This is a genomic window from Nostoc sp. ATCC 53789, assembly GCF_009873495.1.
GTDB classification, from domain to species: domain Bacteria; phylum Cyanobacteriota; class Cyanobacteriia; order Cyanobacteriales; family Nostocaceae; genus Nostoc; species Nostoc muscorum_A.
Genome location: NZ_CP046703.1, coordinates 6008550 through 6034567 on the forward strand (window position 1 = coordinate 6008550; position 26018 = coordinate 6034567).

At 41.7% G+C, this 26018-nt stretch carries 23 protein-coding genes; 14 read left to right on the forward strand and 9 right to left on the reverse strand.

The genetic code is table 11. The annotated features are described in order from the left end of the window. Window positions 1–474 precede the first annotated feature (474 nt). Window positions 475–711 (reverse strand): hypothetical protein, encoded by a 237-nt coding sequence (locus GJB62_RS24885; RefSeq protein ID WP_114082477.1) that lies wholly within the window; start codon window positions 709–711, stop codon window positions 475–477. A 213-nt stretch (window positions 712–924) separates the two neighbouring features. Between GJB62_RS24885 and GJB62_RS24890 the strand changes: the two genes are divergently transcribed. Further along, window positions 925–1293, forward strand: a complete 369-nt coding sequence (locus tag GJB62_RS24890; protein WP_114082476.1) for a Dethiobiotin synthetase — start codon at window positions 925–927, stop codon at window positions 1291–1293. Window positions 1294–1393: 100 nt separating this feature from the next. On the opposite strand, the gene GJB62_RS24895 is transcribed toward GJB62_RS24890, so the two are convergent. Then, complete coding sequence (locus GJB62_RS24895; RefSeq protein ID WP_114082533.1) at window positions 1394–2005, reverse strand: hypothetical protein; 612 nt, start codon at window positions 2003–2005, stop codon at window positions 1394–1396. Between the two features lie 19 nt (window positions 2006–2024). Here GJB62_RS24895 and GJB62_RS38065 point away from each other — a divergent pair, with 19 nt between their 5' ends. The 4 genes from GJB62_RS38065 (at window position 2025) to GJB62_RS24910 (ending at window position 4215) form a co-directional block, all read left to right on the forward strand. Next, entirely contained in the window at window positions 2025–2156 is a 132-nt protein-coding gene (locus GJB62_RS38065; protein ID WP_280884909.1) for a hypothetical protein, read from the forward strand. 376 nt (window positions 2157–2532) lie between these two features. Continuing rightward, entirely contained in the window at window positions 2533–3207 is a 675-nt protein-coding gene (locus GJB62_RS24900; protein ID WP_114082475.1) for a hypothetical protein, read from the forward strand. A 137-nt stretch (window positions 3208–3344) separates the two neighbouring features. Beyond that, window positions 3345–3797, forward strand: coding sequence for a type II toxin-antitoxin system antitoxin SocA domain-containing protein (locus tag GJB62_RS24905; protein ID WP_245245996.1), 453 nt, complete (start codon window positions 3345–3347; stop codon window positions 3795–3797). After that, complete coding sequence (locus GJB62_RS24910) at window positions 3778–4215, forward strand: hypothetical protein (protein ID WP_209271455.1); 438 nt, start codon at window positions 3778–3780, stop codon at window positions 4213–4215. The genes GJB62_RS24905 and GJB62_RS24910 overlap by 20 nt, the downstream gene beginning before the upstream one ends. 157 nt (window positions 4216–4372) lie before the next feature. Here GJB62_RS24910 and GJB62_RS24915 read toward each other — a convergent pair whose 3' ends face one another. Continuing rightward, on the reverse strand, window positions 4373–4759 hold the full coding sequence (locus GJB62_RS24915) for a hypothetical protein (protein WP_114082473.1): 387 nt from the start codon (window positions 4757–4759) through the stop codon (window positions 4373–4375). Between the two features lie 471 nt (window positions 4760–5230). Between GJB62_RS24915 and GJB62_RS24920 the strand changes: the two genes are divergently transcribed. After that, on the forward strand, window positions 5231–7135 hold the full coding sequence (locus GJB62_RS24920) for a chloride channel protein (protein ID WP_114082472.1): 1905 nt from the start codon (window positions 5231–5233) through the stop codon (window positions 7133–7135). A gap of 69 nt (window positions 7136–7204) precedes the next feature. Here GJB62_RS24920 and GJB62_RS24925 read toward each other — a convergent pair whose 3' ends face one another. After that, a complete protein-coding gene (locus GJB62_RS24925) occupies window positions 7205–7618 on the reverse strand; it encodes an AbrB family transcriptional regulator (protein ID WP_114082471.1) in 414 nt (137 codons plus the stop codon). A 394-nt stretch (window positions 7619–8012) separates the two neighbouring features. Between GJB62_RS24925 and GJB62_RS24930 the strand changes: the two genes are divergently transcribed. The 3 genes from GJB62_RS24930 to pyrR all read left to right on the forward strand — a co-directional run bounded on the left by GJB62_RS24930 (window position 8013) and on the right by pyrR (window position 10404). Beyond that, a complete protein-coding gene (locus tag GJB62_RS24930; RefSeq protein ID WP_012409421.1) occupies window positions 8013–8453 on the forward strand; it encodes an Rrf2 family transcriptional regulator in 441 nt (146 codons plus the stop codon). A gap of 379 nt (window positions 8454–8832) precedes the next feature. Continuing rightward, window positions 8833–9804 carry an adenosylcobinamide-phosphate synthase CbiB gene (gene cbiB, locus GJB62_RS24935; RefSeq protein ID WP_114082470.1) on the forward strand — a complete coding sequence of 324 codons (972 nt, stop codon included), beginning with the start codon at window positions 8833–8835 and terminating at the stop codon, window positions 9802–9804. Between the two features lie 63 nt (window positions 9805–9867). After that, window positions 9868–10404, forward strand: a complete 537-nt coding sequence (pyrR, locus tag GJB62_RS24940; RefSeq protein ID WP_114082469.1) for a bifunctional pyr operon transcriptional regulator/uracil phosphoribosyltransferase PyrR — start codon at window positions 9868–9870, stop codon at window positions 10402–10404. Window positions 10405–10465: 61 nt separating this feature from the next. Here pyrR and GJB62_RS24945 read toward each other — a convergent pair whose 3' ends face one another. From GJB62_RS24945 to GJB62_RS24960, 4 genes are all read right to left on the reverse strand, one after another. Next, complete coding sequence (locus tag GJB62_RS24945; protein WP_114082468.1) at window positions 10466–10849, reverse strand: nuclear transport factor 2 family protein; 384 nt, start codon at window positions 10847–10849, stop codon at window positions 10466–10468. A gap of 108 nt (window positions 10850–10957) precedes the next feature. Continuing rightward, window positions 10958–12847: a response regulator gene (locus GJB62_RS24950; protein WP_114082467.1), complete on the reverse strand. Its 1890-nt coding sequence runs from the start codon at window positions 12845–12847 to the stop codon at window positions 10958–10960. Further along, the gene (locus tag GJB62_RS24955) at window positions 12813–13310 is read right to left on the reverse strand and encodes a response regulator (RefSeq protein WP_114082466.1); all 498 of its coding nucleotides are present in this window, start codon (window positions 13308–13310) and stop codon (window positions 12813–12815) included. The genes GJB62_RS24950 and GJB62_RS24955 overlap by 35 nt, the downstream gene beginning before the upstream one ends. 316 nt (window positions 13311–13626) lie before the next feature. After that, a complete protein-coding gene (locus tag GJB62_RS24960; protein WP_114082465.1) occupies window positions 13627–16977 on the reverse strand; it encodes a PAS domain-containing protein in 3351 nt (1116 codons plus the stop codon). Between the two features lie 630 nt (window positions 16978–17607). Here GJB62_RS24960 and GJB62_RS24965 point away from each other — a divergent pair. Next, window positions 17608–18870 carry a DUF4912 domain-containing protein gene (locus GJB62_RS24965; protein WP_114082463.1) on the forward strand — a complete coding sequence of 421 codons (1263 nt, stop codon included), beginning with the start codon at window positions 17608–17610 and terminating at the stop codon, window positions 18868–18870. A gap of 197 nt (window positions 18871–19067) precedes the next feature. Then, a complete protein-coding gene (locus GJB62_RS24970; RefSeq protein WP_114082462.1) occupies window positions 19068–19994 on the forward strand; it encodes a phosphodiester glycosidase family protein in 927 nt (308 codons plus the stop codon). Between the two features lie 234 nt (window positions 19995–20228). Here the strand turns inward: GJB62_RS24970 and GJB62_RS24975 are convergent, their stop codons facing one another. Continuing rightward, window positions 20229–20543 carry a hypothetical protein gene (locus GJB62_RS24975; RefSeq protein ID WP_114082531.1) on the reverse strand — a complete coding sequence of 105 codons (315 nt, stop codon included), beginning with the start codon at window positions 20541–20543 and terminating at the stop codon, window positions 20229–20231. 699 nt (window positions 20544–21242) lie between these two features. On the opposite strand from GJB62_RS24975, the gene GJB62_RS24980 reads away from it, so the two are divergent. The 3 genes from GJB62_RS24980 to GJB62_RS24990 all read left to right on the forward strand — a co-directional run bounded on the left by GJB62_RS24980 (window position 21243) and on the right by GJB62_RS24990 (window position 26018). Continuing rightward, the gene (locus GJB62_RS24980) at window positions 21243–21398 is read left to right on the forward strand and encodes an XRE family transcriptional regulator (protein ID WP_245245997.1); all 156 of its coding nucleotides are present in this window, start codon (window positions 21243–21245) and stop codon (window positions 21396–21398) included. A 106-nt stretch (window positions 21399–21504) separates the two neighbouring features. Beyond that, window positions 21505–21651, forward strand: a complete 147-nt coding sequence (locus GJB62_RS24985; RefSeq protein ID WP_159402565.1) for a hypothetical protein — start codon at window positions 21505–21507, stop codon at window positions 21649–21651. 131 nt (window positions 21652–21782) lie between these two features. Beyond that, window positions 21783–26018: an ATP-binding protein gene (locus tag GJB62_RS24990; protein ID WP_114082530.1), complete on the forward strand. Its 4236-nt coding sequence runs from the start codon at window positions 21783–21785 to the stop codon at window positions 26016–26018.

The following is a 26018-nucleotide window of genomic DNA, read 5'->3' on the forward strand; positions in this document are numbered from 1 at the left end:
TCACTACTCAATAGTCGTTGATTATCTATCTTTTGTTCTTCCAAGGCTCAAATTCAAATTTTTTTTATTTAACGCTTAACACTTAACACTCTACACTTCTTCGGCTTGGAACAATACCAGTTGCTCGAAGCTGCTAGAAAAACCTAAGAGGTTAACAAATTATCACCGTGGAGCTTGCTCCTAAGTCCTATTTCAGAATTTTTTAATTGACAAATTACACAATAAATGCACTACTGAAAGCAGGATAAAAATAAGCGTAGCCCAGGTTGAGCTACGCTTACTTTAGTCGGCAGTGACTTGAAAGACGGATAATTTACGTCATTAGGATTACGCATCAAGTACAAAACCCCGCTCTCAAGAGCAGGGGTTATCTTAACTAGTAACTTCTCAAACATCCTCTAAGCGATCGCTCACCTATAACTTGTATATTTGACTTTTTAAATCTGGCAAACTCATAATTTTTACTTTTATATATCAGAGGATTTCAGAAATTGCAAATTCATCATTGATTGCAGCAATTTCTGTTGAAATCTTTGGCTCATCAACCATTAATTCCTGTTTTTCTTCCTGATTTGTGACATCAGCAAATTTATCTTTTGTATATTCACTTTCTCTGATTTGTCTAGCAATGCTTTCTAGTAGCCAAAGTTGTTCTTCTACAGACAAGGCACGGATTGAGCGCTCTATTTCTAGTAAATTCAGTGAGATCATTTTGCTTCTGATTCCAAGCGGGGCGTATTTTTCAAAGATATTCTTATATGTCAGTCTATCTGGTTAACCTATAGCATCGCAAATTCTCCATCATTTTTCCCAAGCTTATCTTTTCATAAATCAAATGAGATTGCTATAAATAACTAGAAGCCAATTTTATGACTTTTTAATTAGGTATTACTGCTGAAGCAAAATGTACGCTAAACTTACTACATGAATTACGAAACAGCTCGGAAACTCCTCATAGATCAGACAATCACAACCGAGGAAAACCCAGATGCGCTGTTAATGCGTATGAAACAGGGGAAACCGCCGGTACCCGGTCAGATCACTTCAATTTTGTTGGCATTGAAAGTGGTGTTTGAAGCCCTTAAAGATGCAAAGACCCTAGACCGAGAACTGGCTTTAGCCCTTTATCAGTTAAGCATTAAGGCACAACAGCTATTTGCCGCAGGGCGTAAAGCTGGTATAGATTGGCCACCACTACTAAAGGAAGATTTACTACGAATTTCCTTAGCATCTGAAAGTATCTTTTCAGGTATATGGCAAACCCTAGCTCCCATCAGCCTAGGGAAACTATAGAACACCATTTCAGTAACTTGTATGTGGAAAATCAGGGGCAGAGGAAGATGAGGGAGTGAGGAAGAATAATTAATGCCCCATACCCAATGCCCAATGCCCATTACCGAATTTGCAGTTCACCTTCTAACTTGTCTAAGTCAGTTTTGAGCAAAACCGTCATTTGCCCGGTAAAAGCTTTGCCACTCTTGGGTTGAGCAATTTCCACCCAATATACATAGCGATCGCCTACTCGTAATTCTCCTTTTAAAGCTTCCCGAATGGGAGTTTTAGCCAGACGCGCCGAGTTAACTACCTTCTGGTTGGGATACTGGTAAACTACCTGGGCGCGATCATAGTCTTGATAAATCTCCAAGCCATAAATCACCCGCAAGGATTCCTGGAGACGCGCAAATGTCATGCCGTTAATGGCATCATACATGGAAATGCGCTCACTACGGATTGTGCCACGGTCTTTAGAAAATTGCACCCTACCAGGGGGCAATACAGACGCTTGAAAAGTGAATCGTTGAGCAGCAGTATCAGTCTTTTGCACAAACAATAACTCCCCACTCCTGGGGCGGAGTGTAGGATGTGCTTTAATCCAAGTGCCTACTTCCTCTGTACTTTGCCCTGGTAAAGCATTGACTTGGGAATCAAAAAGCGTTCCCACGCACAGCCAAGGTACTAGAGAAAAAGGCAAAATCAAACATTTAAGCAGGGATTTTTTGAGCATTTTTCTATTCACGACTTTCATGGAAATTTCTCTATTAGGGAGTAACCATAGTCTTCCCGTTTTTCAGCAAGATTATTTCAATGGGTCGCAGCGATCGCCCAGCAAAGCCGAATCTTCTCCCTTGGCGTTAGCAAGTCATAGAGCATCATGAGCATTGAGCGTCGGAATCACTATCATCATCGTGTTATGAAGGTGGTGTGAGGAACACCGCTTACTAAAGAAAGTGTTCTATCCACAAAAAAGATAAAACCTCGAAGGATATGTAGAAAATTTTGCATTTTAATGTTTGATGTATTGATCTTTTGGGAACCATATATAAAGCAATTTAGGATGTTGGTGATAGTAAATTTATCGGATTATCTACCAGCAAGCGGCATTTAAATACCCAAATATATCCAGACATGAAAACAAAAATAATTACATATATCTATGCTTTTAGCTTCTTGTTTATTTGGAATGCTTTTGCCGCTAAGATAATACTCCATTTCTTGCTGAGTATAAAATTTATTCCGGCAGACATCTCTTATATGTTTATTAACACAATTCCCTTTATTATCTTATTTGAGGTGGTTGCTAAAATAGCATTTCTTTCAACTATTACTAGTAAATTAAACTTTGCAAACACACAGTTAGAAGCTCTATCTCAAATAGATACTAAGACTTTCAACTACTACACAAATGCTTTAGAGTCCCTCGGTTTTACTAGAATTAGCGATTTAGAACTCTCAGAATCTACCCTTACTGTCGCTAGAGTTTTTTGCCATCCAAAACATCTTTGTTTTGCAGAAGTTGTGCAAACACCTGGGCGTTCATCAGTATTTTGTGATATTAGCAGTGGTTTAGAGCAAGAATGGTCAGTTAGTTTTAGGGATAATTGTCCTAATCTAGCTATTGTCTATGCCTTTTTACGCAACCAAAAGGGGATAATTGTTGTTCAACCAGGAGTAACCCTTGAAGAACTATTGCGATCGCATCTAAAATTCCGGCAGAAAATGATTAGTGACTTGAATTTACAGTTATTGTCGGATATTTCTATAGAAGCTTATTTTAATCAAGCGCAAAGATCGAGGACACGTGTTAGAAAATCACTATCGCGCAAAAGTGTCATCATTGGAATGGTAGAAATGGGGCTTTTTAGCTTAAAATCTGAGGCTCAAAAGTCTCAATGGCTGGGGAATTATGCCCGTTTAGCAGCTAGGTAGAACCCTAAAGTAGTACAATTAAACTATAAGAAGGAGTGAAATTATTCATAGCTCTTGCTGTGATAACTCTGTAAACTGATGTATGAAAGCGAACAAAGGCTAGCTAATTATCTAGCAGATTGAAGGGGGTGGTTGTAGTGTTGTCATGTTTTAACGTAGCAGATTACTTTATCTGGTTGGCAAATGAAACAGGCTCTTTTATCAGTAATTTAAAACTGCAAAAGCTTGTGTACTATGCTCAGGCTTGGCATCTTGCACTCAATGACACTCCTCTTTTCCCAGAGGATTTTCAAGCCTGGATACATGGGCCTGTAATACCTGTGTTGTACCAGAAGTATAAGCTTTTTGGATGGCAACCAATTTTAGAGGATGCTAACCCGGAATTACCCCAAGAAATTCAAGAGTTTCTAGATGAGGTTGCACAAGAGTACTTTGCCTGCGATGCTTATGAACTAGAGCAGATGACTCATGCCGAGACACCCTGGAATTTGGCTAGAGTAAATTTACCACCTGACGAACCTTCCAACGAAGTTATTCAGAAACAGTGGATGAAGGAGTATTACGGATCTCGTGCCGAAGAAAAGGATTAAGAAGACTGAGGTTGCCAAAGACGGCACATCAGGTATTAAACTAACAAAGCTGAAGCCACCTCAAGGCATCAGCTTTTCGTTTAAATATTATCAGGACAGTAACAGCAAGTTTTCTTGTAGCGAAAAAGAAGTAATTTACTGGCTGACATTGCTTGATCGATTAAAAGCTCTATCTAGCCTAACGGCTCAAGAGTTATTAGTGAATCGTAGCAGTACACTCAGATGTCATCCCATCAAATGGGAAGATACCAGCGAGAAAGCATTTGGTTTGCCAAATGAAGAACAATTAGTTGACATACCCTATCAGTTTTCCATCACCTCAAATGAACATGGTAGGGTTCATGGATTTTTTATTGACGAGATTTTCTACATTGTTTGGTTAGATCCAGATCATCTGCTGTACCTCGCAAAAAATTAAGGAATCCGATCTCATTGTTTCACCAGGGTGGATCTTGAAGCGGACATGATGTAAAACCGCGTCCTATTTGGGGCAATAAGACACGGTTTCATAAAAGTATTTAGTTATAATATTACAAAAATCAAAGTAAGATTTGATTTATACCAAAGTAATCCATTTACTGAGATTTATTTCCTGGTTGATTAACTTTCTCTGTTGTAGGAGAGATTTGACGCTCGTAACTTGTCTTTTCTTGAGTTAGGGCGATCGCACTAAAGAAAATGGCACTTCCTACAGCCAAGGCTACCATCGGACGCTTGAGCAAGACAAAATCTCTGATAATCCTAGCTAAAGGTCGGCTTTGACGACGTAGCGACGAAGCAATCATCAGTTGTCTCCAAGTAAATGGATCGCGTACATAATGACCGCTTTGGCAAACTACTAGCCTTTCCTGGCAATAGGGACAGCAAAACAAGCCCATGCGCGTTTTAACTGGTTTGGGAGTGGCATTTCTTTGGCAAATTGGGCAAGTAACATAATGATTATCAAAGGTGTGTATATTCATTTACCTCGTCCGCCTAGTCCATTTACTCGCTCTATAAGAATAGCTATATTGAATCGATCAATACTTAGCAGACTTCCAAGTATGGTCTGACAACAGCCATAAATCATACATACATTGTATTACTACCAAGGATGGCTCAATGGTCGCAACACGAGTATAGCTAGATTTAGGCAAGGATGACTCCTAGTTAATGTTTGCAGGTGTACCCACCCAGACCACAAAAACTTTGTTGTCTCTAGAAAAAATAGTGTTGGCGCTCACTCGCACCCCACCAGGGATCTTTGCCCCTCAAATAATAATTGTCTCCCATTTAACCATTCTCCCCACAAAAATTTTGCACAATGACATTTTTTGCTAAAGCTTTGTAAATTAAGCAAATAAAGTCTACTTGTCTGGTTGCTAAATAATGGCTCACAATGAGAAGTAACAGATAAAAATTTAAATTTTTTCTTACATTTACCCCGCCTCTCAATGACTCTCCTGCCTCCCACTCAACTGAGGAAGGTAACGGAACAACCTGCATTTCCTACACCTTCTGCTCATTTAGCTCACCTAATTAATCGTTTTCAACCATCCCCAGAAACAGTTGTCCTGTTTTTAGCCATGCTCATTGGCGGTGGTACGGGTATGGGTGTAGTCACCTTTCACTATTTAATCCAGTTGATTCACCAGTTGATGCTGGAAAATTTAATGGGTCAAATCGGTGTCTGGGGTGCTTGGACTTTAGCCTGCGTTCCCACCCTTGGCGGGTTAATCGTTGGCTTGATGCGCTGGCGCACTCAAGACTTTGGCCCTGGACTTTCATCTCTCATCGCCGCTTCTCAGGGAAAAGATATTAAGCGACCACTACGACCAGTTACGAAAATGCTGGCCGCATCTGTTTCTTTGGGGAGCGGTGCTTCTTTGGGGCCAGAGGGGCCGAGTGTAGAAATTGGCGCAAATTTTGGGATGTTGTTCTCTGTAATCCTCAATGTATCTCAAGAGCGACAACGTTTGCTGTTGGGTGCTGGCGCGGCGGCTGGACTGGCGGCGGGATTTAACGCTCCCATTGCTGGAGTATTTTTTGCCTTAGAAGTGGTGATGGGAGCGACATCTTTCGCTACTTCTGCGGTAAGTGTGGTACTGCTAGCGGCGGTGGTAGCAGCATTAATTGCCCAAATTGGTTTGGGGGCACAACCTGCTTTTGATTTACCTGCTTACCAAGTCCGTAGTCCTTTGGAATTACCCCTTTATCTTGGTTTGGGTTTAGGGGCCAGCCTTGTTTCTCTGGCTTATACTCAATTAATTCGTTTAGCAAAAGCCTGCTTTGCTGGAAAGGTTCGAGGTTTTGCCTTTTTGGGACGAATTCCTGAGCCAATTCATCCAATTATTGGCGGTGTGATAATTGGTGCAGTTGCTTTGCATTTTCCACAAATTTTGGGTGTGGGTTATGAAACTGTAGAAGCAATGCTTCAGGATGTGGAGTTTCCACTCTCCTTGTTGGTGGTGCTGTTGGTGGTAAAGCTACTGATGACTGCAATTAGTGCGGGTAGTGGTTTCATTGGCGGTTTGTTTGCACCAGCCATGTTTTTAGGTGCTTCTTTTGGTTCAGCGTATGCCAAACTTTTAGCCGTGGCATTCCCGACTATTTGCGATCAAATGGCGGCTCCCCCTGCTTACGCAATGGTAGGAATGGCAGCAGTACTAGCTGCTAGTGTCAGAGCGCCGTTAACGGCTATTTTAATGCTGTTTGAATTAACCCGTGACTATCGCATTGTTTTACCGTTGATGGCAGCTGTGGGTTTGAGTGTTTGGCTAGTAGAAAGGATTAAACCAACTTTTAACTCTAACTCTAATCTACAACAAATTGGTCTTTCGGAATTGAAAGATGAACAAGCGGAAATTGTGCAGCAAATTTTGGTAGAAGATGCTATGCACCCTTATCCAAAAAAATTACCTGCAACCCTTGGAGTTTTAGATGCAGCTGTAGAAATGATTCGCGATCGCACCCGGAGTGCTTTAGTAATTGATGCAGCCGAGCAATTAGTTGGTATACTCTCTCTAGAAGATATTAACCGTGCCCTTGCTCTTTGGCAAAGTTACCCGAATTCACTAACTGAAATTCCAGATAATTTATCCAGTCAAACTCTCATAGATATTTGTACTACTGAAATTCTCTATGCATGGCAAGATGAACTATTATCTGAAGCTTTAGATCGTATGAGTCTTCGAGGTTTACATCAATTACCAGTGGTAGCACGAGACAAACCCGATCGCATTTTGGGTTTACTAGAAAAAGAGCAAATTGCCTTAACCTGCAATTTAGCAGTTACGCGCAAGGCACTTCGCCACTATTTACCAGTCTTACCCACTACAGATATAGTTATTAGTCATTAGTGATTGGTCATTGGTCATTAGTCATTGGTTTTCACAAAGGACAAATGACAATTGACTAATGACCATTTATTAAGCTGTGGCTTCTATGGCTTCATCACCTTCCCGATCTTCTGGATCTACCTGTCTCAGACGAATGTGTTTTTTGCCTAAAGTGATGATAAATTCATCTCCTGGTTTCAGATTCATCTGTTTTGTATAAGCTGAACCTATAAGTAAGTTACCATTCGATTGCACACTAATTCTATAGCTAGCACTACGTCCACCACGCCCATTAGCACTTGGTGTACTGTCCAACTGAATTCCTTCAGCATCAATTAGGGCATTTAAGAACTTCATCATATTGACGCGCTCTATACCATTTTTAGTAACGGTATAGTAGCCGCACTTCTTGGCTTTGTCTTCTTTGCTCTCGCTCTCTAGCTCTTTGACTTTTTTGAGCAGTTCTTCACCGAGTAAGGGTTCAATTTTTTTCTGTTTAGGCATCAACTTAGATCAAAAATGGATGTTTGAAGTGTTGGAATCGATTTTATTTTAGCTGAGGTTGAGCTAATAGGAACATAATCCTTTAGTTTTTATCTCAACCTAGCCAAGTATATTACACTCAGATGCACAATTGTTATGCCATTAACAATATTGTCAAGACAATCTATTTTAGAGAATGCTGGCAATGCTGATCGCTATATATATAGTTTGTAAATCACTGCTAAACTATACTTGTTTAAGTTTTCTAAACTAACGCTCAAAAGGTTGTTTATTTGCTGAGGATGATAATTGAGTTACAGAATGATAAGTAAAACTGATCCTTAGTTATTGGTCGTTGGTTATTGGTTATTTACAAAGGACAAATGACAAAGGATAAATAACAAAGCTTGCCAAAATGAAATTAACTACCAGAGGACACTATAGTGTAAAGGCGTTGCTAGATTTGAGTTTACAGCCAAAATATGGGCCTGTATCTGTAAGAGCGATCGCTAAACGTCAAGATATCCCTGCTCCTTATCTCGAAAAACTACTAATAGAAATGCGTCGTGCATCAATAGTTAAATCAATTCGTGGCAGCATCGGCGGATACCAATTGGCAAGAGAGCCTGCACAAATATCTATAGGACAAATTTTAGAAGCAGTTGGCGAGACTAGCCATTTACCTCATCACACCCCAGCACCTACACAAGCTGAAGATTGGGTAACATTTAGCCTTTGGCAAAGACTCAACCAAAAGCTCAAAGAAGCTTTGTACAGTATTACTCTGGCAGACCTTTATTACGATGCTCGTAGCTGGCAAGCTTCACTTGGGGAAGAAGCTAGTTTTGTGGTTTAGTCAAGAGCGGAGCCAGAGACGCTCCGCCTCCGGTCAATAGTTTAAATATTGAATAGGAATTTTAGATTTTTTGGTTGATACCCCACCCGGTAATTCTTGCCACAACGCTTTCGTGAGGGGAACAAATCGAAAATCCTCAATTTCAAATCCGACGCTTCTATCGATGCTCATTCCTCTCTACAAGATGCTGCGCGTAGCTTCCTTCCCCGCAGGAATACGCTACCGCTAACGCTGCACCATCAGAGCCAAGTACTTGGATTTTGTACGGCTACGTTAACGTGGTCAGGGTCAATCTAAAATACAAGTTGCTCTGGAAGCGCACCAAAGGTGCGACCCAAAATCCAAAATCCAAAATTGATTGACCCTTGACTCATGACTTATGACTGATAGCATCTATATCTTAATAATTGCTGCATTTTTAGATTACTTAATTGGCGATCCTTGGGATTGGCCTCATCCAGTACAAATTATGGGGTGGGTAATTTCTCGCCTAAGCAAATTTTTTCTCCAATTGTGTAAAAATCCTCTTACACAACGCCTAGCTGGAATTGTACTAGGGATTATTTTAATAATTGGTAGCGGTCTTGTTGGTTTTTTGATTATTCAAAGTGCCAGATGGGTTCATCCGTGGTTGGGAATTGCAATTGATTCCATTCTTTTAGCTAGTTGTTTTGCTGGTAGAAGTTTGCGAACCGCAGCAGTGGCTGTTTTACAACCTTTAACAGCAGGAGATTTGGAGAAAGCTCGAAAGATTTTAAGTAATTACGTTGGTCGAGATACCCAAAACCTCTCACAAGCAGAAATTTTGCGAGCCGTTTTAGAAACGGTTGCAGAAAATGCTACAGATGGAGTCATGGCTCCGCTTTTTTATGCAATTGTTGGTGTCTTTGTGCCAATTGTGGGGCCAACTCCCTTAGCTTTAGCATACAAAGCCAGCAGTACCCTTGATTCAATGGTGGGCTACCGAGAAGCACCCTATACTTATTTGGGATGGTTTTGTGCGCGGTTAGAAGATTATTTAACTTGGCTACCTTGTCGGTTAACAGTCGTGACTCTGGCGCTGTTATCGGGTAAACCAATGCAGGTTTGGCGAATTTGTCGTCGGGATGCAATTAACGATCCTAGTCCCAATTCTGGCTGGAGTGAGTGTGTCTATGCTGCTTTTTTGGGTGTGCAGATGGGAGGTACAAATTGGTATCGTGGGGTAGCTAAGTACAAACCACTGCTAGGAGATGCTATTTATCCCATTACTGCAACGTCTATTCAAAATGCTTTGCAGTTAACTCGATATTGTTTTTTGCTATGGTTAGGCATAGCGATCGCAATATTCTTAATACTCCCAAACAAGTAAATTTAGGAGTTAAGAATAAAAACTTCTAACTTTTAACTCATCATTCCTAACTTATTATTCCCTATGTCTGCCAAAGTCGTTGAAATTCTCTCATCCGAAGAAATCCGTCGTACCTTAACTCGCCTCGCCTCTCAAATTGTGGAAAGGACACGTGATTTGTCTCAACTGGTGCTTCTTGGTATTTATACCAGGGGTGCGTTATTAGCCGAATTGTTGGCGCGTCAGATTGAGACCCTGGAAGGTGTAGCTGTGTCAGTTGGCGCTTTGGATATTACATTTTATCGAGATGACCTCGACAAAATTGGATTGCGAACTCCAACGAAAAGTGAAATTCCTTTTGACCTTACGGGGAAAACGGTTGTACTCGTGGATGATGTGATTTTTAAAGGACGGACAATTCGCGCTGCTTTGAATGCAGTCAACGATTATGGTAGACCAGAGGTGATTCGTTTAGCCGTGTTAGTAGACAGGGGCCATCGAGAATTACCAATCCACCCAGATTTTATTGGAAAGAAGTTACCTACTGCTAAAGAGGAAGTTGTTAAAGTTTACTTACAAAATTACGATGGACGAGATGCAGTAGAGTTGATTAGTCATTAGTCATTTGTCATTTGTCATTTGTCATTGAGTCATTGCAAAACTCTTCCCCATTCCCCATTCCTTAACGCAAAACTGGACTGCCATGATGATGAACTAAATACCACTTTCCACTAAGAAAGTGAAATATATTTGTAGCTGTTGATTGTGCTTCAAGTCTTCTGCCAGCTACTACTTGGAATACATTTTCTCTCAGCACAACATAAGCAATATTGTCAACTATTTCTGTAGCAATTATATCTGTGTTTATTTCGATATAAGCGGTGTTTTTAAATATCTGCTCCCAAGAGATGCGAATCTCCTTCCAACCTCGTAGTATATTACTTCCAGGATGAATACAAAAACTACCAGTTCCTTGTGACCATACGGCACTCATTATCTCAATATCTTTTCTTTCAAAAGCTCGATAAAAAGCTGCATTAGCCGCTAAGACTTCATCCTTTGTCATGGGGAATTTAATAGTTAGGAGTTAGGAGTTAGGATTCACTAAATTATAACTCTCAAGTTTGACAAATAAATTAGTAATGCCCAATGCTCCATGCCCAATTTCCAATTCCTAAATCTTTTGAACTGTGCTAATAATTTGCAGTAATTGACTAGCTGTATAAGGCTTAGATAAAAAGGCTTTAATACCCATATCATAGGCTGTATTAACTTTATCAGTCGAAGTTAGTCCGCTGACGGCAATAATTTTGACATCTGGGTTAATTTTTCGCAGGGTGCGGATAGTAGTTATCCCATCCATAGACGGCATTACCATATCAGTCAAGACAAGAGATATTTTATCTCGATGTTCTGCATATAAGGCTATTGCTTCAATGCCATCACTAGCTGTCATTGCTTTATAATTATGGCTTTCTAAGGATGTTTTTGTCACGTCTCGAATGGCAGCCTCATCATCTACAACTAAAATTAATTCTCCTTGTCCTGAAGGTAGTCTTTGGTCTTCTTCTTCTATAGTTTCCGCCGCTTCTTGTGCTGGCAAATATACCTTAAATTGGCTACCTTTTCTCTGTTCGCTACATACGTTGATAAAACCGCCGTGGCTTTTAATAATGCCAAGGACTGTAGAAAGACCAAGACCAGTACCTTTATTGAGTCTTTTGGTAGTAAAAAATGGATCAAATATCCGATCTAATATTTCTGATTTAATGCCAATTCCTGTATCAGTAACAGTAATAACGACATGATGACCAACTTGAGCTTCGATATGCATCTTGGCGTAATTTTCATCAATTAAGAGATTTTCCGCCGAAATTTTCAAAGTTCCACCATTTGGCATAGCGTCACGAGCATTAACACATAAATTCATCAGTACCTGATGCAGTTGGGTGGCATCACCAGATACAGTCCAAAGATGTTGCGAAATTTGAGTGGAAACTTCAATGGATTTGGGAAATGTTTCTCTAATAATTTGCTGAATTTCTATTATTAAATGCTTTAATTGCAATATTGTGCGCTCGCCTTCAAGCCCGCGAGTAAAAGATAATACTTGCTTGACTAAATTTGCCCCGCGTTTAGTGTTTGTAATCAATATTGGCAACAGTCGCCGAGAACGCTCATCATGGACTTGTGCCTCTAACAGTTGGGCTGTCATCAAAATGGGCGCAAGAATATTATTTAAGTCGTGGGCGATACCACTGGCTAAAGTACCAATGCTTTCCAATCGCTGGGCGCGGAGAAATTGCGCTTCAAGTTGTTTTTTTTGTGTGATATCAGTGTTAACAACGAGAAAAGATTGTGCTTTATTGCCGAATTCATGCACTAGTGTCCAACGGCTTTCGACAATAATTTCTTTACCTGATTTTGTTTTTTGCTGTAATTCGCCCTCCCAAGAGCCATTTTTCATCAAAACACTGAGTGCTTCTTGAACTTTAGACGGATATTTTTCATGCCAGAGAGATCGTGTCTTCTTATTAATTACTTCTTCTTTTTTCCAACCGTACAAACTCTCAGCAGCTTTGTTCCAAAATAAAATTTTATCGTCTAAATCACGCACAAAAATTGCATCGGTGGCAACATTTAGTAAAGCGGCTTGTTCGCGGATTTTCTGTTCTGTCTGTTTGCGCTCGATGGCGTAGCGGATAGAACGCTCTAACAAAGGTGCAGTCAACTGGCTTTTTTCAAGATAATCTGCGGCTCCGGCTTTCATCGCTTCGATATCTATTTCCCAGTCGCCCTGACCAGTTAGTAAAATTATGGGAGAAGAACAGCCGTTGGCAATTGCTTCGCGCAAAAGTTCCAGTCCATTGTGTGGCCCCAAACGGTAGTCTACAAGATAAACGTCATGTTGGTGGCGAGCGATCGCATTTCTTGCTGCTTCATAATTATTTACCCACTCCAACTCGCAGTCTGCTACCTGAAATTCACTGAACCAGTAACGAGTCAAAATATAGTCATCTTCGTCATCATCAATGAACAAAACTTTGATAGGGCTGTTGTCCATGTTTTTCTCCCACTGCTTCTAGTGGTAGTTTCACGATTTCAAACCAGTATTTGACTAGAGTGTCCATGACCTCGACTAATGAGGCAAAAGGCGCTGGCTTAATGATGAAGGAGTTCGCACCTAAATGGTAAGTATTATATATATCTTCTTCTCTTCGTGATGTTGTCAGTATTACAACTGGAATTTGCCGCAGTTGGGGGTCAGATTTTATCTGTTTGAGTGCCTCAAGACCGTTAATTCTCGGTATATTCAAATCTAATAAAATCAAACCAGGATGCGGTAAATTGCTCCTGTTTACATATTGACCACGATGGTACAAATAATCCATCAACTCTTCACCATTACTCACGATGTATAGTTCAATTGGCAATTGACTCTCTGCCAATGCCTCACGAACCAAGATGCCATCGTCTTCATCGTCATCAGCCATTAAGATGGTGAGATTTCTTTTTCGACCCTCCACATCGTCTCCTTTGCAGTGATTTATTATGAATCAAGTTATTAAGCTGGCATAGATGGTAACTCTTCCGTTGACAAAAATCATTACTTATGCAATTTATTTGTTTAGGATCTGAAAGTTTTATTTCTTTGCTAATAGAAGGCGATGTCTAACAACAAATAGCTGTGGTGGTAGCCAATAGCCTGAAATAATCGAATCTTATTAATAATTAACATTACGGTTGATTTGTACAATACATCAGTCCTACAAATTACGAGTGGCAATTGTACAATTAAGCTAATTTTGAGATTTATTATTAATCCCTCTCTAGGAATAAAAATCAAGAATGGGAATTAATTGACAATATGATTGTAAATTTTGCTCCTTGCCCAGGTTTGCTTTGGGCTGTGAGATGTCCATGATGACGCTCAATTATTTTCCGGCAGATCGCTAAACCTATACCAGTGCCTTCGTATTCAATGCTGCTATGCAAACGTTGAAAAACATTAAAAATTCGGTCGAGATATTTTTCTTCAAAACCAATCCCATTATCTTCTACGATGATTTGGCAAAATTCAGAATTACTAGATATGTTATCTGCTTGATTGTTTAATATCTTACTATAGATTTTGATAACTGGTGGTATTTGTGGGCGATGGAATTTGAGGGCGTTACCAATTAGATTTTGCAACAATTGACGCATCTGTATAGGATCAGCTTGAATGGTGGGTAACTGTCCTATTTCTACACTTCCTCCAGTTTGCTGCACATAAATTTCTAAATCAGACAATACCTCATGGGCAATCTTTGTCAGATTTACTGATACAAAAGGTTGCGCTCTGGTAGTAACTCGTGAAAGTGTTAACAAGTCTTCAATTAATATCTGCATTCTTGATGCAGCATTCTGCATTCGTTCTAGATAGTCACGTCCTTGTTCACTTAAGGTGTCGCCACAGGTGCTTTTGAGCCGATCGCCAAAAGTTTTAATTTTACGCAGTGGCTCTTGCAAATCGTGGGAGGCGACAAATGCAAATTGTTTTAGTTCTTCATTAGAACGCGTGAGTTCTTCTCTGTGCCGAGTTTCTTGTTCTAGGATGAGGCTCTGAGTTGAGGCAATGCCTATTTGATCTGCTAGCTGTCGTAAAAGTTCAATTTCCCAACTAGTCCACTGGCGGGGATGGGCGCACTGATGGGCAATTAGCAGTCCCCACAGCTGATTTTTGAGGAAAATCGGGACTACAAGGTTGGCTTTAACGGCAAATCGTTCCAGTAATTCGACGTGGCAAGGTTGGATATCAGCTTCTTTGATATCGTTAATGACATTAATTCGTCCTTGGCGGTACTGCTCAATATAATCATCGCGAAAGCAAGGGTCGAGAATTTGCTGCCCCAGTACAACAGGTAAACCAGGAACTATTGCCTCTTGAACCGCTATGAAAGAGCCATTTGGCTGTAGGCGCAAGATTAATACTCGGTCGGCAAGCAGTAGCTTTTGCACTTCTTTGACACTGGTTTGCAGAATTTCATCGATTTGTAAAGACTGACGAATTTTCAGGGTGATATTAGCGAATAGTTGCGATCGCAAATTTTGGAGTTCTAATGCTGCTTGGGCATGATCGCGATCGCGCAGTACGGCTTGCCGTTCGCTTATATCCATCATCGCGCCCATCATCCGCACTGGTTTACCTGTTTGGTCATGAACGACATAACCGCGATCGAACATATAGGCATAAGAACCATCGCTGCGACGAAAACGGTATTCATTTGACCAGAATTTTTCACCGCTATCTATCAGTGTCCGCGCTTGGGAGGCGATTCTCTGCCTGTCGTCTGGATGTATATGTTCATACCACCAATTAGCGGTAAATGTTATTTGTTCTTTCGAGTAACCCAGAAGTTTTTCTAAAGCTTGATTCCACCACACCTCATCAGTCAGCAAATCCCAGTCCCATAAAAGATCGTTGGTAGCACGGGCGACTATTTGGAAACGTTCTTCGCTCTGACGCAGTTGTTCTTCTGCCAGTTTCCGTTCAGTGATATCTGTATGGCAACTTGTCATCCGCACAACATGACCATCTTCATCCCACACTGCCTGACCGCGATCCAAAACCCATTTATAGGTGTCATCTTTGCACCGGACTCGATGTTCGCTGATAAAAAACGGGGTAATCTTAGCAAAGTGATCGGCGATCGCTTGTCTGACAAATCCAATATCATCTGGATGTACTCGTGTTGCCCATTCGTCTAAATGATTGGAAATTTCATGTTCTGCGTAACCCAACATTTCTTTCCAGCGAATTGAGAAATATACTTGATTATTTTTAACGTTCCAGTCCCAAATGCCATCATTATTGCCCTGCACGGCTAACTGGCAACGTTCTTCACTTTCTTTGAGTGCCTCTTCCACCCGTTGGCGCTCAATGGCTGTAGCGAGAACATTGGCAACAGCTTGGAGAAAAGAAATGTCATCTTTGGTAAAAATGTGGTGTCTGGTTGTGTGTGCCCCAAAGACACCAAAAGGTCGCTCTTTGCCATAAATCACTACGCTAATACCGCTCAACACTTGATGCTCATATAGCAGTCGTGACCCATTGAATCGCGTTTCGGTTCGGAGGTCATCAACAATCACTGGTTCATCGCAAAGTAGGGTGTAACCAGCTTGAGAATTTATCTCCCCACTCACGATCGCCTTTCCCACAAGTCCAGGTTGCCAACCGACTCCGGCACGTAGCAGCAATTTCTGATTATCTGGCAGGAGTTCCAAAATTTTGCAAAACTCAACTTTGAGACATTGGGCGACGAGTGTTACAGATGAGTTCATCAGTGTAGTCAAATCTGTACCAGCTAGAGCCATTTGACTTAGTTCTGCCACTATTGCTTGCTGGTTAGCATGAACTTCTAGCGCCTCCTCCGCTTGCTTGCGCTTGGTGATATCCATGTATACCCCAGATATTTGCACAGATGTACCAGACTTATCTACAACGACAACTCCTTGGTTTGCTAAAAAACGAATTTTCCCATTGGGTAAAATAACTCGAAATTCAATTTCATATTTGGCTTTATCCTCAACAGCTTGCTGATGCGATCGCCTGACGAAATCGCGATCGTGGGGATGAATGCAGTTGAGAAAAGCTTGATATGTGTAGTTGAAAGTGCCTTTCTCTAAGCCAAAAATTGCTTCTAGATTATCTGAGCAAGTAATTTTGTTCGTCAACAGATCCCAGTTGCAGATGCCCATACGAGCAGCATCTAATGCTATCCTGAGTTCGACTTCCCGCAATTGTGCCTGTGTAGCTTGCTGTCTTAATTCCTGTATGGCATGATTAGCTTCCAAAAGACGGCGCAATCTTAGATGTAATATTGGCCATTGAATCGGCTTAGTAATAAAGTCAGTTGCACCCAAAGCAAAAGCTTTATCTACGGTTGCCTGATCGGAAAAAGCAGAAATCATTAACACTGGTGTGTTTTTGCCGTTGGAAAGTGCTTGCAGTTGAGCGCAGCAACTAAACCCATCCATCACCGGCATCATAATATCCAACAGTACTATATCTGGTTGGAGGCGAGTATAGATAGCGATCGCCTCTAGCCCGTTACTTGCTTCTTCCACCTGATACCCTGCATCTGTCAATTGCTTACACAGATGCATTCGCATAAAATTGTCGTCGTCTACAACCAGAATCAGTTTAGTCATTGGAGTTTATCCTGGGAGCGATCGCCCTTCGTTTCACTTTTTCGCATTACTGGGAGGATGTCAACTGATTGTAGCGAGGGGACAGGGGGCAGGGGAGCAGGGGAGCAGGGGAGCAGGGGAGCAGGGGGGCAGGGGAGCAGGGGGAAGAGGAAAATGACTCCTGCTATGGAACCGGAAGATGGGTTTGAGTCCGCTACTTCAACAAGCTGGGTTAAATTCCCCCTTGCCCCCTTCCCCACAGGCAAATGTCATGAAAAATTGATATTTATGCCAGGAGCAACACTGTGCTAGCTACTAATGTTATCTTTTCATGACATTCTGTTCCCAGGAAAGCTTATAAATTCGTAATATAGTCAAAAAAGCTATAGAAAACACTTGATCCCTAGATATGCTTAGTGGTTAATATTGACTTAACAAACAGAACTTCTTCGATCCCAAAGAAATGCTAATTTTGGCATAACCAGGAATTGCCTAGAAGTTACCTCAATTTAAAAACAGATTAAAAAACTTAAAACTGGGCAAAACCAGGAGTCAGGAATAAGAAATTCATCTGGATGTGGATGACCTTTTATATAGCATTCTTTAACCAGGGGAAATCATTTACCGCTTACACTACTGGAGGCCAAATTAATGGCAAAAGAACGCCCGCCCCTAGAGGAGATGACCTTACGGCAACTACGAAGAGTTGCCAGCGAATATAGCATCTCTCGCTATAGCCGAATGCGTAAATCACAATTGCTGGCATCAATTTTAGAAGTCCAGCGAAGCAAAACTTTGCTCAGTCCATCTCGTTCATTGGAGGCACAGGAAACCGTGGAAGCTGCTAAGTTTGAATTAGGTCAGGAAGATCGTACAGGTGGATCTCTAGCTGATGTTGATGAAGGACTCGCAGATTTGCCTTCTGGCTATGGTGAAAGCCGGATTGTCCTCTTACCACGCGATCCACAGTGGGCTTACACTTACTGGGATATCCCCAATGAACATAAAGAGGAACTACGCCGCCAAGGTGGACAACAACTCGCACTACGGATTTATGATGTTACCGACATCAATATCGAATACCAAAGCCCTCACAGCATTCAAGAATATCCTGCTGATGAACTAGCTAGAGAATGGTATCTACCAGTTCCAGTTAGCGATCGCGATTATGTGATAGATATCGGCTATCGTGCTGCTGATGGTCGCTGGTTAGTACTAGCTCGTTCTGCTAGAGTACACATTCCCCCCGTCTATCCTTCAGACTGGATTGAAGATGTCTTCATTACTGTCAACTTTGAAGAAGATTTGCGCGGTAAGACTCAGTACGAACTAGTTCCCCCAGCCAAGAAGATTGCAGCTACAGCTACCGCCAATGGTGGTGTAAACACTAACGGCAATCCTATCTACGACCAAATCTTTGGTTTAGCCGAATCTGCCGAAGCGCTACGAGTTGCTGGTTCTATCTTCGGTTCTCAGCATCAAGTACCAGGTTCAGCGCGTCCTGAACAAGCTCTTAGTTCCTACATTTTCCCATCTGGTGTGGGTATGTGGGCAGTTCCCACCGTCTCAGGCTTAACCGCTTCCGGTGCAGGAATGTCAGGTGTTGGCTTCTCCGCTTCCGCCGTCCCAGTGCGTCCGCGCCAGTTCTGGTTAATTGCCGATGCTGAATTGATAGTTTACGGTGCAACCGAACCCGACGCTACCGTAACCATTGGCGGCCGTCCAATTCAGCTAAATCCAGATGGAACATTCCGCTTCCAAATGTCCTTCCAGGATGGTTTAATTGACTATCCAATTCTGGCTGTAGCTGCGGATGGTGAGCAAACTCGGTCAATTCAGATGAAATTTAATCGTGAGACACCATCTCGGAATACTAACACTAAAGAAGAAGCTGTTTTAGAATGGTTCTCTTAAGTTGTAGTTATTCAGATTAATTTCAGACTGAAATTTTAAAGCAAGAATTCAGAATCCAGAATCCAGAAATCATAATTAAGAAGCCATAATCTCCTTGATTTTCTAATCATTCTGGATTCTGACTCCTGACTTCTGAATCCTTACATTTTAAATTATTCCCCGCTATAGTAATTCTGTAGCGGTTTTTTTGCATTATTATGTCAACCAAAAAATTATTTTTGTTATTTATCTCGATAATTGGTGCAAGCTTGTTATCAGGTTGTCAACAGATTGAAGCAAATCCAGTCCCCAAAGCATCTAAAACTTGCCCTGGCAAAGATCCTAAATTCAGTATTGATTTTTTTAAAACCAATAATCAAGGTAAAAAAAATTCCAGAGGTATTAACAATGTGATTATTTTTAATCCCAAATCAGCAGAATTAGATTTCAAAGTTAATCTCGGTCTATCTCATAAACTCTACGCCAAAGATACCAGAGGTAAGCTGCGTAAAGAATACATTCCAAAACAGTTTCATGAACTCATCGGCGATGAGAATGCCAAATTGAACGGACAGCTACCCATTGCCGCAATTAATGCCGACTACATAGATACTGATAATAAGCCACAAGGTTTAAATATCTCTCGTGGTATAGAATATTCAGGAGCGTTTAAAAACAAACGTTCTTCCTTTGGGATATCAGGAGGTACACCCAACCAGAGGCAGGCTACTATCCAAGCTGGTAGAAGAAACAACGATATTCTCAATTACAATTTAGTAGGCGGTAATGGCAGATTCTATCGTCAGGGTAAGTTTAAAAATATTTGTCAAGATTTGGGAGAATTTGCTTGTAAAAATGCAACTAATCGCTCTCTGGCTGCTATCACTAATCAAGGCTATGTAATACTATTAGTTAATGACTTAAAAGCTAATTCAGAGATTGAATTATCTCAACTTAATCAAGAGTTACTGCCAGATATGTTTGATAATGTCCTCCAAGGCATTGCTAGCAATAACTGTTTAGGTAATATTCAAGAAGGAATTTTATTTGATGGAGGTATGTCTCCAGGATTGTATTATAACCAGAAAACTTATGTAGAAAATCTTGGGCCAATTGGTTCGGTTTTTTTGATCTATAAAAAATAAAACATTAGAAAATTATTACACTATGGTATGAGATTGGTAGGGGCAATTCATGAATTGCCCCTACCTCTATTATTAGTTGAGATGATAGATGGATTTACGTCTTGCTGTAGTAGGTTTTCTTCCATATAGCTAAAACATTACTTACAAAAAATCATGAAAAAACGAACCGCAGAGGGCGCAGAGGACACGGAGAAATAAGAGTTTCAGAGAGTTATTGCGTAAGTCCTATAAATTTTAAAATACTGACTCTTTGACTTTTTTCAAATTCTCAAGCTTATTTGGATTTACCCAACGATTGACAAATTCGTGGTTATGTTTGTATACCTTGATTTGTACTTGCTTAGAACTTAACTGAACTACTTCGGCAGGAATTCTTTGAACATCGCTAGAATCTGCACGAGCCTTGTAAAGCCAAATGACTTTTTGCCCTACTTGAAAATAGTCAGGATTGTTATTTGAAGAAGGCGTTTTTTCTGCCCAAGAAGGGAAAGCAATTACTAAGTTGATTAAAAGTACTAAGACTACTAGAGTAATTTGGAAAAGTTTCATGATCATTGCGCTTGTCTTGGGTCTGTTGGAGCAATCAATCTGCTGATCTAGCATTTAGCTATTCTCCTTCTTGGTTTTATCAAAGTTTAAAGATAAGTACACCAAAATTTCTTTGGTAAATTTAGCGTTAGTTTGGTATTTAAATTTTGGCAAGACACCTACTTTTATCTCATACGCAAAACTACACGCTATAGGGATAATACCCTGCGGTTAGCTTATCGCGGATTTCTCACGCATAGTGTAGGCAGAGAGAGGAGTGTGGGAAGTGTGCGGGGTCAGATTTCTTCCCCATCCTCCCACACTCCTGGATTTCTCACTTGTGAGAAATCCAGGTTATCTGCTTCTCTAGGTTCCCTGCGGGAGGCTACGCAAAAGCGCAGCGTGTCGCAGACAGACACTCCGTGTAGCTTGCTTCGACCTAAGAGTATGCGTTTACATAAATTGCCCCTACTGAAAAGAAAGATTTTCAGTATTGTTTGTGTAAGTCTTGTAAAGTTCAAATCTCTACTGATTTCAGGATAAAGCGACTTATAGAATAAAATCAAATAGTCTTATTTCTTAAAACGATAAATTAAAGTTATGATAATGTTGTGATGCTCTGATTTGAGTTCACAATCTCTATCTCAAGAGCAGTAGACGCAAAATAAGATTTTGTCGTAAAAATTGTTAATATATGGTGCTTTATGAAGCTTAATATATATGACTCGTAGTGTAAGCCAACTTGTGGCAAAGCAACCTAATATTGGCAAACTAATTCGTGCCCTGCGGCAAGAGTTAAATATGTCTAAAGAAAAGTTTGCTGCCAAGCTTAGTGTCACTTTCCTAACAATTAACCCTTGGGAAATGGAGATGTAAGACCTTATCCCTTAAGAATACAGCGAATTAATAATCTACTCAAGGAGTTAAGTGAACGAGGTTAAATTCTTAAGAAAATAGACTCCCGAAAAGAAGAGTAGGCATTGTGAGTTCTTATTCAGAACTCACAATGCCTGATAGCTTGGAATATTGGTCATATAAAAAAGTTGACAATAGAAGAGAGGCAAAACAGCAACTTGCCCTAAAAGACGATTTAAATGCTTTGAAAAGTCACGGCAGAGCCTGTATTTAATTGTATATACCTTTGAATATCCTCTAAAATGACTATTTAGGAGCATCAACGTCTAATTTAGAGGGGATTTTGGCAAAAAGACGACCACAGATATAGCCTTTAACCGACGCATGACCAACCGAGAGGAATTAATGAAGAACGAGTCAACGTCAGCAAGCAACGCCGACGTAAATTTCCTTATCGGCGGGGGTGAAATGGGTGCTAGGATGCGAGAATGGGACTGGTCAAAAAGCTCCCTTGGTCCAACACAGCAGTGGCCACAGAGTTTAAAGACTGCCGTGCGAATTATGCTGACTTGCCGCCAACCCATGTTTGTTTGGTGGGGCGAAGAACTCATAAACCTTTATAATGACCCTTATAAGGCTATTATTGGCGGCAAACATCCAGAAGCACTTGGTCAGCCAGCTTCCTGCGTGTGGCGGGAAATATGGGATCAGGTTGGCCCGCGAGCAGAATCAGCGATGTTGAAGAACGAGGGTACTTATGACGAAGCGCTGCTGCTAATTATGGAGCGCAACGGCTATCCAGAAGAAACCTATTATACTTTTTCATACAGCCCAGTTCCTAATGACCAGGGCGACACAGGCGGGATAATCTGTGCCAATACAGACGACACTCAGCGCATTATTGGTGAACGTCAGTTAGCACTTTTGCGCGAACTAGCGGCTAGGACGGCAGACGCGCGGACATTCGATCAAGCCTGTACACTAAGTGCAAATTGTCTGGAAAGCAACCCTTACGATTTGCCTTTCGCAATGATTTATCTGGTTGATCCAGAACAACAACAAGTTTTTCTAGCTGGAACGTGCCGCATTGGGCAGAATCATGTAGCAGCACCTGAAATAGTCGATCTCGATTCTGATTGCGTTTGGCCCTTTGCGGAAGTGATCGAAACGCATCAGGCAAAACTAATTTCTGCTTTGGAAGTGTCTTTTAGTAGCTTACCCTGTGGTGTTTGGGAGCGATCGCCCCATCAAGCGATCGCAGTACCAATTGCAGCATCCGGTAAGACGGGAAAAGCTGGTATATTAATTGCTGGGTTGAATCCCTTCAGGTTATTCGACGATAACTATAGAAGATTCATTGATTTAGTTGCGGCTCAAATTGCAGCCAGTATTGCCAACGCCCAAGCTTACGAGGAAGAACGCAAACGCGCCGAAGCCTTGGCAGAAATTGATCGCGCTAAAACTGTATTTTTCAGCAACGTCAGCCACGAGTTTCGTACCCCTCTAACCCTGATGTTGGGGCCATTAGAGGAAACCTTAGCTAATTGTGCCAGCCTACTGCCAGCCCACGAACGAGAGCAGTTAGAAATGGTGCAACGGAATGGACTCCGCCTGCTAAAACTAGTTAACAGTCTGCTAGATTTCTCGCGCATCGAAGCCGGACGGGTTCAAGCTTCTTATGAACCCACCGAGCTGGCCACTTTCACCGCAGAACTAGCTAGTGTATTTCGTTCAGCAGTAGAACGCGCAGGGATGGAATTATCAGTCAATTGTCCTTCCCTTCCAGCACCAGTGTATGTAGATCGGGAAATGTGGGAAAAGATTGTTCTTAACCTGCTCTCGAATGCCTTCAAGTTCACGATGACTGGAAAAATCGCGGTAAGCTTGCAGTGGGCAAACGACCATATTGAGTTTGCAGTCAAAGACACAGGAATCGGTATCCCAGCAGAAGAAATTCCCCATCTTTTTAAACGATTCCACCGCGTCAAAGGGGCGCAAGGACGAACTTTTGAAGGATCAGGAATTGGATTATCACTGGTGCAAGAATTGGTGCAAATGCATGGTGGAACAGTCAAAGTAACCAGTGTTCTAGGAGCAGGTAGTTGCTTTACTGTATCAATTCCAACGGGATATGCTCATTTACCTCCAGCCCGGATTAGCGCCCCTCGAACCTTAGCTTCAACTGCATTAGGTACAACCCCTTATCTAGAAGAAGCTCTGCGTTGGCTACCCGAAGAAGGGAATAGGGAACAGGGAATAGGGAATAGGGAGGAATCTTACCTGTCACCTGTCACCTATAACCTGTCACCTTCTTCTCCCCGAATTCTGCTGGCTGATGATAACGCAGATATGCGCGATTATGTCAAACGGCTGTTAAGTCAGCAGTATGAGGTGGAATCAGTGGCGGACGGTTTAGCGGCTTTGGATTCTGCCCGTGGGCGTGTCCCAGATTTGGTATTGACGGACGTAATGATGCCTGGATTAGATGGCTTTGGACTGCTGCAAGAATTACGGGCCAATCCGCAAACGAAAAAAGTTCCCATCATTCTGCTGTCAGCGCGGGCGGGGGAAGAGGCACGGGTGGAAGGTTTAGAAGCGGGAGCCGATGATTACTTAATTAAACCGTTCTCGGCTCGGGAATTGTTAGCACGGGTAGAGGCAGCCCTAAAAATGGCTCGTCTCCGTGAGGAGGCAATGCAACGAGAGCAAGGGCTACGCATTGAAGCTGAGGTGGCAAAAGCACACTTAGAAACTGTCCTTGCTGGCATCCAAGACCAATTTTTTGTGTTGGATCGGGAGTGGAATTACACCTTTGTCAACGATCGCGTCGCAGAAGTTATGGGCATCCAAAAGGAAGAGTTGCTAGATCGGATGATTTGGGAAGTGTTTCCAGATATGGCCAAAAGCGAGTTTTATACCCAGGTTCATTGGGCGATGGCAGAACAGACGGTTGTTCAGTTTGAATACTTCTATCCTGCTTGGCAACGCTGGTTTGAGAATCGCGTCTACCCCTTTGGTGACGGAGTAAGCATCTTTGTTACAGATATCAGCGATCGCAAACAGGCAGAGAAAGCACTTCGTGAAAGCGAAGAACAGTTCCGCAACATGGCTGACAATGCCCCCTTCATGGTTTGGGTAACAGATACCAATAACTATTGCACCTATCTGAGCAAAAGCTGGTATGACTTTACCGGTCAAGGGGAAGAAACGAGTCTGGGATTTGGCTGGTTGAACGCCGTACATCCAGAAGATTACAATGAGGCTAGGAATATTTTTCTGGAAGCTAGCAAGAGTTGTGAGGCTTTCCGCATGGAGTACCGCTTGCAGCGCAAGGACGGCGAGTATCGCTGGACAATCGATGCTGCTAATCCTTGGTTTGGTGTGGACGGTCAATTTAAAGGTTACATTGGCTCAGTGATTGACATTACAGAACGCAAGACAGCAGAAGCCGAACGCGATCGCCTCCTGGAACTTGAGCAAGCTGCTAGAACTGAAGCCGAAACAGCCAACCGGATTAAAGATGAGTTTTTGGCGGTGCTTTCCCATGAATTGCGATCGCCTCTCAATCCCATTCTTGGTTGGGCAAGACTCTTACAAACCCGTGAATTTCAGCCAGCAGAGATCAAAAAAGCGATTGCAACCATCGAGCGAAATGCTAAATTACAAGCTCAACTCATTGAAGATTTGCTTGATGTTTCTCGGATCTTACAAGGCAAGCTTAACCTGAAGATGTTTCCCGTCAACCTAGTACTGGTGATTGAGGCGGGATTGGAGACAGTACGTTTGGCAGCAGAGGCTAAAGATATTCAAATTCAGACAATGCTAGATGCTTCTTTGGGGCAAGTTTTGGGTGATTCCGATCGCTTGCAACAAGTAATCTGGAATCTGTTATCGAATGCCGTCAAATTCACTCCTGAAGAAGGAAAAATTAATATTCAACTAGAAGGCATTGATTCTCAAGCTCAGATTACCGTCAGCGATACAGGTAAAGGGATCAGCCCTGAATTTCTCCCTCATGTATTTGAATATTTTCGTCAAGCTGATGGCACAACAACCCGAAGGTTTGGTGGTTTGGGGTTAGGATTAGCAATTGTCCGTCATTTGATAGAACTACATGGTGGCAGGATTTGGGCAGAAAGTTTAGGGGAAGGGCAAGGAGCTATTTTTAGAGTTAGGCTACCCCTGATCAAAAAAGAGTTAACCTCAAAACAACAGATAAACATTGATCCTTTAAATGCTTCTTCTACAACTGAAATTCTTACAGGCATTCAAATATTAGTTGTAGACGATGACGATGATACCCGTGAGTTTCATACATTTGTCCTAGAACAGGCTGGGGCAAATGTAATTGCTGTAGCATCAGCAAAAGAAGCACTGCAAGCATTGGCAGAGTCAGAACCAGATATTTTGCTCAGTGATATTGGAATGCCAGAGACAGATGGCTATATGCTAATGCGCCAAATTAGAGCATTGCAACTAAAGCAAGCTAAACAGATTCCCGCGATCGCTTTAACTGCTTATGCTGGAGAAATCAACCAGCAACAAGCGATCGCATCAGGATTTCAAAGGCATCTGTCTAAACCCGTTGAACCAGATGAGTTAGTCAAGGCAATTGCAACTTTGATTGGTAGGAATGGCTGA